Source organism: Methylobacterium phyllosphaerae (assembly GCF_001936175.1).
Taxonomy (GTDB): domain Bacteria; phylum Pseudomonadota; class Alphaproteobacteria; order Rhizobiales; family Beijerinckiaceae; genus Methylobacterium; species Methylobacterium fujisawaense.
Map to the genome: position 1 here is coordinate 1,324,943 of NZ_CP015367.1, position 9,228 is coordinate 1,334,170.

Consider the following 9,228-nt stretch of genomic DNA (forward strand, 5'->3'; position numbering starts at 1 on the left):
CCGCCTCAACCCCCTCCCCCAGAGGGGGGAGGGGAGTCTCCGCTCACCCTTCCAGCAGGAAGATCATCGTGGCGAGCGGCGGCAGGGTCAGCGACAGGCTCTGCCCCTGGCCGTGGCTCGCCTGATCCTCGGTGCGGCGGCCGCCCTGGTTGCCCAGGTTGGACCCGCCATACACGCCGGCATCCGAGTTGAACGCCTCGCGATAGAACCCCGCCGCGGGCACGCCGATCCGGTAGCCCTCGCGCGGCACGGGCGTGAAGTTCGAGACCACGATCGCCACCTCGCCGGGCTTGGCGCCCTTGCGGGCCCAGGCGATCACGCTGTTGTCCTGATCGTCCGCCACCAGCCACTGGAAGCCGGTATGCTCGACATCACGGCTGTAGAGGGCCGGCGTCGAGACGTAGAGCCGGTTGAGATCGCGCACCACGCTCTGCACGCCCTTGTGCAGCGGGTCGTCGAGGTGGTGCCAGTCCAGGCTGGTGTCGTGGTTCCACTCCCGCTCCTGGCCGAACTCGCCGCCCATGAACAGCAGCTTCTTGCCGGGATGCCCCCACATGAAGCCGTAATAGGCCCGGAGATTCGCGAATTTCTGCCAGCGGTCGCCCGGCATCTTGCCGAGCAGCGAGCCCTTCCCGTGCACGACCTCGTCGTGGGAGAGCGGCAGGACGAAATTCTCCGAGAAGGCGTAGAGCAGCCCGAAGGTCAGGTTGTGGTGGTGGTAGCGGCGGTGGATCGGATCCTCCTGCATGAAATGCAGGGTGTCGTGCATCCAGCCCATGTTCCACTTGAAGCCGAAGCCCAGGCCGCCCGTATAGGTCGGATGCGAGACGCCGGGCCAGGAGGTCGATTCCTCCGCCACCGTGATTGTCCCGGGGGCGTGGCTGTAGGTCGCCTCGTTGGTCTTCCGCAGGAAGTCGATGGCGTCGAGGTTCTCGTTGCCGCCGTAGCGGTTCGGGATCCACTCGCCCTGGCGGCGGGAATAGTCGAGGTAGAGCATCGACGCGACGGCATCCACGCGCAGGCCGTCGAGGTGGTAGTGCTCCAGCCAGAACCGGGCGTTGGCGGCGAGGAACGTCGCGACCTCGGTGCGCCCGAAATTGTAGATGTAGGTGCCCCAGTCCTGGTGGAAGCCCTGGCGGGGATCGGCGTGCTCGTAGAGGTGGGTGCCGTCGAACTGGCCGAGCCCGTGCGCGTCGAGGGGGAAGTGGCCCGGCACCCAGTCGAGCAGCACGCCGATCCCGGCCTCGTGGGCGGCGTCCACGAAGGCGGCGAAATCCTCCGGCGTGCCGAAGCGGCTCGTCGGGGCGAACAGCGAGACCGGCTGATAGCCCCAGGACCCGTCGAACGGGAACTCGGTGATCGGCAGCATCTCGATATGGGTGAAGCCCAGATCCTTGACGTAGGGGATCAGCCGTTCGGCGAGCTCCCGGTAGGTCAGGTAGCGGTTCCCCTCCTCGGGCACCCGCGCCCAGGAGCCGAGATGGACCTCGTAGACCGAGATCGCCGCGTGGCGCGGGTCCTTGGCGCCGCGGGTGCTCATCCAGCCCGAATCGCGCCAGTCGAACTCGCCCGACCCGTGGGTGACCGAGGCGGTCTCCGGCGGGTGCTGGGCCGCGAAGGCGACCGGGTCGGCCTTGAGCGGCACCAGGGCGCCGTCGGGGCCGCGGATCTCGAACTTGTAGCGCACGCCGGCCTTGAGGCCCGGCACGAACAGCTCCCAGATGCCGCCGTCCTGCCAGAGGCGCATCGGGTGGCGGCGCCCGTCCCAGTCATTGAAGTCGCCGACGACGCTGACCTTGCGGGCGTTGGGCGCCCAGACGGCGAAGCGGAAGCCGTCGATGCCGTCGAGCTGGCCCGACTGGGCGCCGAGCATCCGGTAGACGAGGTTGGTGCCGACCTCGCGCAGCGTCGCCACGTCGTACTGCTCGATTGAGGAGCCGAAACCGTAGGGGTCGTAGCGGCGGCGCTTCGTGCCGTCCCAGGATTCGACCTCGATCTCGTAGAGCGGCCGGTGCTCGCCCTCGACCCGCGCGACCCAGAATCCGTCCGGATGGCGCTTCTCGAACGGCACGGTGCGGCCGTCCATCACCAGGGTGGCGGCCCGCGCCTCGGGGAGCACGGCGCGCACCTCCCAGGCCTTGGGCCCGACCCGATGGGGGCCCAGCACCGAGAACGGGTCGCCGTGATTGGCCGCCATCAGGGCCGCGATCGCGTCCGGATGGACGCTCGGCGTCTGCGCGACGCCGGAGCCCGGGACATCCGCGTTCCGCGCCGTCCCCGCTTCCGGGGCGGCCCGTCGTGCGAAGGTCTCGTCGATCGCCGTCATTCCAATGCTCCGGGCTCGTGTCCGTCCGTGTCCAGAATGGTCAGAACCCCACGGGCGGGGATTTCGATCCAGTCCGGCCGGTTGTTGGCCTCGTAATCGACCTCGTACAGGGCCTTGGTCAGCAGGCAGAGGCGCAGCAGCCGCGCCCGGCTTCCCAGGTCGGTCACGGCGGCGCGCGAGCCCTCCACCGCGGACTCGTAGCCGGCGAGGAACGCCGCCTCGATCATGCCGCGCCACGCCGTGGCGGCGTCCCGCGCCCGCCCCTCGGAATCGGCGAACCGGGCGGTGATCTCCCGGATCACCGTCTCGGCGCCGTACGCGAAGGAGCGCATCAGCCCGGCGACGTCCCGCAGGGGCATCGACTTGGCCCGGCGCTCGTCGGCCGGACGCGAGGGCTCGCCCTCGAAGTCGACGATGATCAGGTCGTTCTCGGCGACCAACACCTGTCCCAGGTGGTAGTCACCGTGGATGCGGGTCTTGTGGGCGCCCCGGACCGGCTCGGCGGTGAGCGCGGCGATCAGGGCCTCGACCTCGCCCCGGCGCTGGCCGAGTTCCGCGCAGGCCGGCTTGCCGGCATCGAGCCCCCGGTCGGCCAGGCCCTTGAGCGCCCGGAAGGCACGCTCCGCCTGGTGGCGGGCGTCGCGCGCCAGCACCGCGAGATCGTCCCCGGTGAACGGCTCGGCCGCGAAGGCCGGATCGTCGGTCTCGATCGCCAGCGCCGCGTGCAGCTCGGCGGTGCGCCGCCCGAGCAGATCCGCCCAGGGCCGGTGGGCCTGGAACGCCTCCTCGGGGCTGGCGGCCTCGCTCTCGGGGGTGAGCACGACGGTCTCGAAGTCCCGGCGCAGGCCCTCCAGCATCAGGGTCCAGGCATCGCCCTGGTTCACGACGAATTTCTGAAGGATCGCGAGGGCCGTCCGGGTCCCGTCCTCGGCGACGTGCTCCAGCGTGCCGAGCAGGGCGGGGGTATTGGAGAAACCCGCCTGCTCGGTGAGGAAGCGCCCGACCTCGATCTCGGGATGCAGCCCCGGCTGCAGGCGGCGCAGCAGCTTGAGCATCATCTTCGAGCCGACGGCGATCGAGGTGTTGCTCTGCTCCGCCGACAGCCGGCGGATATCGGCCACGTCGACCGTGACCTCCGGGTCGAAGGCCGAGGTGACGGCGAAGACGAGGCGGCCGCTCTCCGTGGGGATCACACGGCCCTGGCGCATGTCGTCGATGAGGCAGGCGGCGAAGTCGTTGGAGCCGGCCGCGCCGTAGAGCAGCCCGGTCCGCGGGCCGCGGCGCACCCGCGCCACCGCGAAGGGCATCAGCGCCTCGTCCTCGCGGCCCTCCTCGACGCCGACCGGCATGAAGTACTCATGGCTCTCGCCGTTGGCGAGCTGCACCTGCAGCCGCGGCAGCAGGAAGCGCGCGCTCCCGTCGACGTCCTTCAGGGCGGCGCAGTCGACCACCTTCGTGGCCTTGATCCGCGAGCCCTTGGCGCCGAACCAGCGCCGGCTCGTCAGGAACGGCGGCACCACCGTGCGCTCGAAGGCGACGCGCTCGCGCCCGCTCATCAGGGTCTCGATCCCGCCGGTGAGCACCAGGGTGAACAGCTCCGGCGGCTCCTGCTGCGGGCCGACCACCCCGGAGCGCGCGGCGCTCAAGCTGAACCAGTAGAAACCGTAGGACGGCAGGGTCAGCAGGTAGGGCAGATCGCCGATCGGCGGGAACTCGGTGCCGCCGGTGAGCTCGATCGGCACCGCGGTGCGCAGTTCCGACAGGTCGAGCTGCACCGCCTGGGGCGCCCGCGACAGGTTCGCCACGCACAGGATCCGCTCGTCCTCGTGCTCGCGGATCCAGGCCAGGACCTTCCGGTTGCTGGGATAGAGGAACTGGATCGTGCCGCGCCCGAGGGCGACGCTGTTGTTGCGGATCGCGATCATGCGCCGCGTCCAGTTCAGCAGGCTCGTCTGCGCCTGGGTCTGCGCCTCGACGTTGATGGCGTCGAAGCCGTAGATCGGGTCCTGGATCGCCGGCAGGAACAACTTCTGGGGGTTCGCCCGGGAGAAGCCGCCGTTGCGGTCCGGGGACCATTGCATGGGCGTGCGCACGCCGTCGCGGTCGCCCAGATAGATGTTGTCGCCCATGCCGATCTCGTCGCCGTAGTAGAGCACCGGCGTGCCGGGCATCGACAGGACGAGGGACTTCATCAACTCGATCTTGCGCCGGTCGTTCTCGAGGAGCGGCGCGAGGCGGCGGCGGATGCCGAGATTGATCCGGGCGCGGCGCTCTGCGGCGTAGAACGACCAGAGGTAGTCACGCTCCTCGGCGGTGACCATTTCGAGCGTCAGCTCGTCGTGGTTGCGCAGGAAGATCGCCCATTGGCAGCCCTCCGGGATCTCCGGGGTCTGGCGCATGATGTCGGTGATCGGGTGCCGGTCCTCCCGGGCGATCGCCATGTACATCCGCGGCATCAGCGGGAAGTGGAACGCCATGTGGCATTCGTCGCCGTCGCCGAAATACTGGGCGGTCTCCTCCGGCCACTGGTTGGCCTCGGCCAGCAGCATCCGGTCGGGGTAGCTGGCATCGAGGGCGGCGCGGATCTTCTTGATGACGTCGTGGGTCTCGGCGAGGTTCTCGCAGTTCGTGCCATCGCGCTCGATCAGGTAGGGGATCGCGTCGAGGCGCAGGCCGTCGACGCCCATGTCGAGCCAGTAGCGCATCACCTCGATGACGGCCTCGAGCACCGCCGGGTTGTCGAAGTTCAGGTCCGGCTGGTGGCTGTAGAACCGGTGCCAGAAATACTGCTTGGCCACCGGGTCCCAGGTCCAGTTGGACGCCTCGGTATCGAGGAAGATGATCCGCGTGTCCCGGTACGGCTCGTCGGTGTCCGACCAGACGTAGAAGTTGCGCTCCGGCGAGCCGGGGGGCGCCTCGCGGGCGGCCTGGAACCAGGGGTGCTGGTCGCTCGTGTGGTTGATCACGAGTTCGGTGATGACCCGCAGGCCCCGGGCGTGCGCCGCCTCCACGAAGGCCTTGAAGGCCTCCATGGTCCCGTAGGACGGGTTGATGTCCCGGTAATCGGCGATGTCGTAGCCGTCGTCGCGGAGCGGCGAGGGATAGAACGGCATCAGCCAGATCGCCGTGACGCCGAGATCGCGGACATAGTCGAGGCGCTGGGTCAGGCCCTCGAAGTCGCCGATCCCGTCGTTGTTCGAGTCGAAGAACGACTTGACGTGGATCTGGTAGATGATGGCGTCACGGTACCATTGCGGGTCGCTGCGATCGATCATCGCGTCGCTGCCTCATCGGTCGAATCTGACGGGACCGGCGGTGGGAACCGGCCGGGAGCGGGCGGACGACCGCCGCGCGGGTGCAATGGTCGGCGACGGGGAGGCCCGCCGCCGGGGTCAGGTGCCACGGTCAGGTGCCACGGGTGGCCTCAGCCCGCAACCCGCCGCGGCGCCCGCAGGCGCCAGATGACGCAGGATCGCTCGGCCGGATCGAGGGCGATGCGGTGGGATTTGCCGCGCAACTCGAACGTGTAGCCCTGGAGCAGGTCCTCGACCTCGACGGCGCCGTCGTCGGGCAGGCCGAACAGCCAGAGCGGCACCTCGTAGGTGCATTCCTGGCGGTTCTTCGGGTCGAGGTTGACCATGGTGAAGATGCAGTTGTCGCGCTCCGGCGTCGCCTTGGCGTAGGCGATGATCTGGTCGTTGAAGGCCCCGGTGAAGACGACGTTGCGGAAATCCCAGAGGGCGGGGTTCTCGCGCCGGATCGTGTTCAGCTTGACGATGTGCTCGCGGATGTTGCCCGGCCGGTCGTAGTCCCAGGCCTTCAGCTCGTATTTTTCCGAGTTCAGGTACTCCTCCTTGCCCGGATACGGCGCGGCTTCGCACAGCTCGAAGCCGTTGTAGATGCCGTAGACCGACGACAGGGTCGCGGCCAGGGTTCCGCGGATGACGAAGCCGGCGCGTCCGCTGGTCTGAAGGAAGTAGGGATTGATGTCGGGCGTATTCGCAAAGAAATTCGGGCGGTAGTACTCGCCCATCTCACCGGCCAGCTCCAGGGCGTAGTCGGTCAGCTCCTGCTTGGTGTTGCGCCACGTGAAGTAGGTGTAGCTCTGCTGGTAGCCCGCCTTGGCGAGCTTCTTCATCATCTTCGGCCGGGTGAAGGCCTCGGCGAGGAAGATCGCGTCCGGATAGCGCCCGTTGACCTCGCCGATCACCCATTCCCAGAACGGGATCGGCTTGGTGTGGGGGTTGTCGACCCGGAAGATGCGCACGCCCCGGGCGCACCAGCCGAGCAGGATGTCGCGCAGCTCGATCCAAAGCCCGGGCAGGGCGCCGCCGTAGAAGTGGACGTTCGAGATGTCCTCGTACTTCTTCGGGGGGTTCTCGGCGAATTTCAGCGTGCCGTCGGGGCGCCACTCGAACCATTCCGGATGGTTCTTGATCCAGGGATGGTCGGGCGAGCACTGGATCGCGAAGTCGAGGGCGATCTCCATCCCGTAGGCGTGGCTCGCCGCAACCAGCCGCTCGAAATCCTGAAGGGTGCCGAGGTCGGGATGCACGGCCTCGTGGCCGCCCTCCGCCGCGCCCACCGCGTAGACCGAGCCGACATCGCCGGGCTCGGCCGTGAGGGTGTTGTTCTTCCCCTTGCGGTTGGTCCGGCCCACGGGATGGATCGGCGTGAAGTAGAGGACGTCGAAGCCGAGCTCGCGGATCTCGGGCAGGCGCCGGATGACGTCGTCGAAGGTGCCGTGGCGGTTCACGTCCATCGACTGGGAGCGCGGGAAGATCTCGTACCAGGCGGAGAACCGGGCCGCGAGGCGGTCGGCGATCACCGGCAGGGTCAGGGGATAGCGGGTGAGGTTCACCCGCTCGGCGTTCCGGCGCACGAGGCGCGACGCCTCGGGGTCGAGGATCCGGTCGAGCTGGGCGGCCGAGCCGGTCTCCTCGGCGGCGAGCGCCGCCACGAGCGCGGCGAGGCGCTCGGCGTCGCGGCCGCCGCGGGTCCGGGCGAGCGACGCCGCGGTCCCGACCAGGGCCACGCCCTCGATCGTCTCCAGGCGGACATCGACGCCGGCGGCGCGCTTCTTCAGGGTGTCGCGCACCCAGGACGAGAAGGCGTCGCGCCACGCGATCAGGGTGAACTCGTAGCGGGCGTTGCGCTCCAGGGGGAAGTGCCCGGCCCAGCGGTCGTTGTCGACGAAGACCATCGGGTCCTCGCGCCACGCGTCGCTGCCGGCGACCCGCGACAGGATCGCGGCGTCGATGATCTCGTGGCCGTCGGAGAAGATGTCGGCCTCGACCCGCAGGGACTCGCCGACGATCCGCTTCACCGGCGAGCGGCCGCCGTCGAGCTCAGGGCTGACCGCCTCGATCACCACCCGCCCCTCCCCGTCCGGGGTGCCGCGCTCGGGGAGCCGGGCGACCTCCTGGGCGCTGGCCGCCAGGATGCGCAGCTCGCCCGGCATCAGGTCGATGGCGCTGCCGGGATGGAACGCGATCGGCTCGGCCTCCGGGGTCCGGTCGACGAAGGTGCCGAGCATGCCGCCGGTGCGGGCGATGAGCGACCCAGCCTCGACCGGCACCGGCTTGTCGGTCGGATTGTAGAGCACGATCAGCCCGTGCCGGGCTGAGGCCGGGTGGCCGGTGTCGAAGCGGGCGAGCGCCACGTAGTCGCTGTCGGGGGACGAGATCCGGATCTGCGCGCCCTCGACATTGGCGGCGGGCAGCTCCGCCCGCAGGGCGTTGACCGCCCGGATGAAGCCGGAGATGTCGATGCCGGTCTCGTGCTCGCGGTCGCCCGGGGTGGTCTCGACCACGTGCAGCGCCCGGCGGTAGCCCCATTCGTAGCCGATCGGCATCAGCACGCCGGCCGAGAAGAAGGCGGCCAGCGCGTAGCGGGTGCGCAGATGGGCCGCCACCGCCTCAGGGCCGCCGCCGATCCCGGCGGCGAGCCGCGTCATGTCGTGGTTCTCCGGGAAGGCGATGGAGGGCGCCAGCACCCGCAGGCGCTCGTACTGCTCCAGGGCCCAGGGCTTCTTCAGGTCCCACCACGCGAAGGAGTTGAACAGGTAGTCGAAGCCGGCGCCCGCCGTGGCCCGGGCCTCCTCGAAGGTGCAGCCCAGGGTCTCGGCGGCGAAGAGACAGGCGGGATCGCGCCCCTTGGCCTCCCCGATCAGGACGCGCCAGGTCTCCGGCGGCACCTTGTAGGCCGCATCACAGCGGAAGCCCGCCACGCCGAGGTCCTGGAGCCGGGCCACGTAGGCGCCCCAGATCCGGGTCAGCTCATCCCGGGCAGCCGGCGTGTGGTAGTCGAGTTCGGCTAGGTCGCCCCAGACGGTGCGGATCGACGGATCGTCCGGATCCACCGCCGCCGGGTGCATGATCGAGCCGTCGGGCTCCTTCATGAACAGGTCGGGCCGCTCCGTGGCGAGGCGGGCGTTGTCGGCGGTGTGGTTGATCACGAGGTCGGTCATCACCGACAGGCCGAGGGCCTGCGCGGCCGCGCAGAAGCGCTGGATCTGCGCGTCGTCCGGCGTGCCGTCCGGGTCGCGGAACCGCTCGTCGAGCCGCTCGGGATCGGCCACCGCGTAGAGGCTCCGGGAGCCGCCGGTCTGGTGGAACGGGTTCAGGTAGATCCAGTCGAAGCCGAGCGCGGCGATCCGCGGCAGCTCGGCGGTCCAGTCCGCGACGCGCCCGACCAGGAGCGGGAACAGGTTGTAGATCCGCGGCCCCTCGGCCCGGGGCGCCAGCGCGGCCGGCAGGACGGCCTCGGCCCCGGTCGTCGCAGCGGCTTTGGTCGGTGCGTTCATGCTGGCTTCTGGCTCCCGTTCCTGTGTCGTAACGCCCGAACCGCCCGGGCGTGCCTTCGCGTGGGACGGCGGGATTGTCAGGTCCGCGCCGTCCGCC

General features: G+C 69.7%; 3 protein-coding genes. All 3 read right to left on the reverse strand.

The window, feature by feature from the left end; genetic code table 11:
• Nucleotides 1-43: 43 nt before the first annotated feature.
• Nucleotides 44-2,326 carry a 1,4-alpha-glucan branching protein GlgB gene (glgB, locus tag MCBMB27_RS05790; RefSeq protein ID WP_053608224.1) on the reverse strand — a complete coding sequence of 761 codons (2,283 nt, stop codon included), beginning with the start codon at nt 2,324-2,326 and terminating at the stop codon, nt 44-46.
• Nucleotides 2,323-5,601: a maltose alpha-D-glucosyltransferase gene (treS, locus tag MCBMB27_RS05795; protein ID WP_043379728.1), complete on the reverse strand. Its 3,279-nt coding sequence runs from the start codon at nt 5,599-5,601 to the stop codon at nt 2,323-2,325. The genes glgB and treS overlap by 4 nt, the downstream gene beginning before the upstream one ends.
• A gap of 149 nt (nt 5,602-5,750) precedes the next feature.
• The gene (locus tag MCBMB27_RS05800; protein WP_075380043.1) at nt 5,751-9,131 is read right to left on the reverse strand and encodes a maltotransferase domain-containing protein; all 3,381 of its coding nucleotides are present in this window, start codon (nt 9,129-9,131) and stop codon (nt 5,751-5,753) included.
• Between the last annotated feature and the right edge of the window lie 97 nt (nt 9,132-9,228).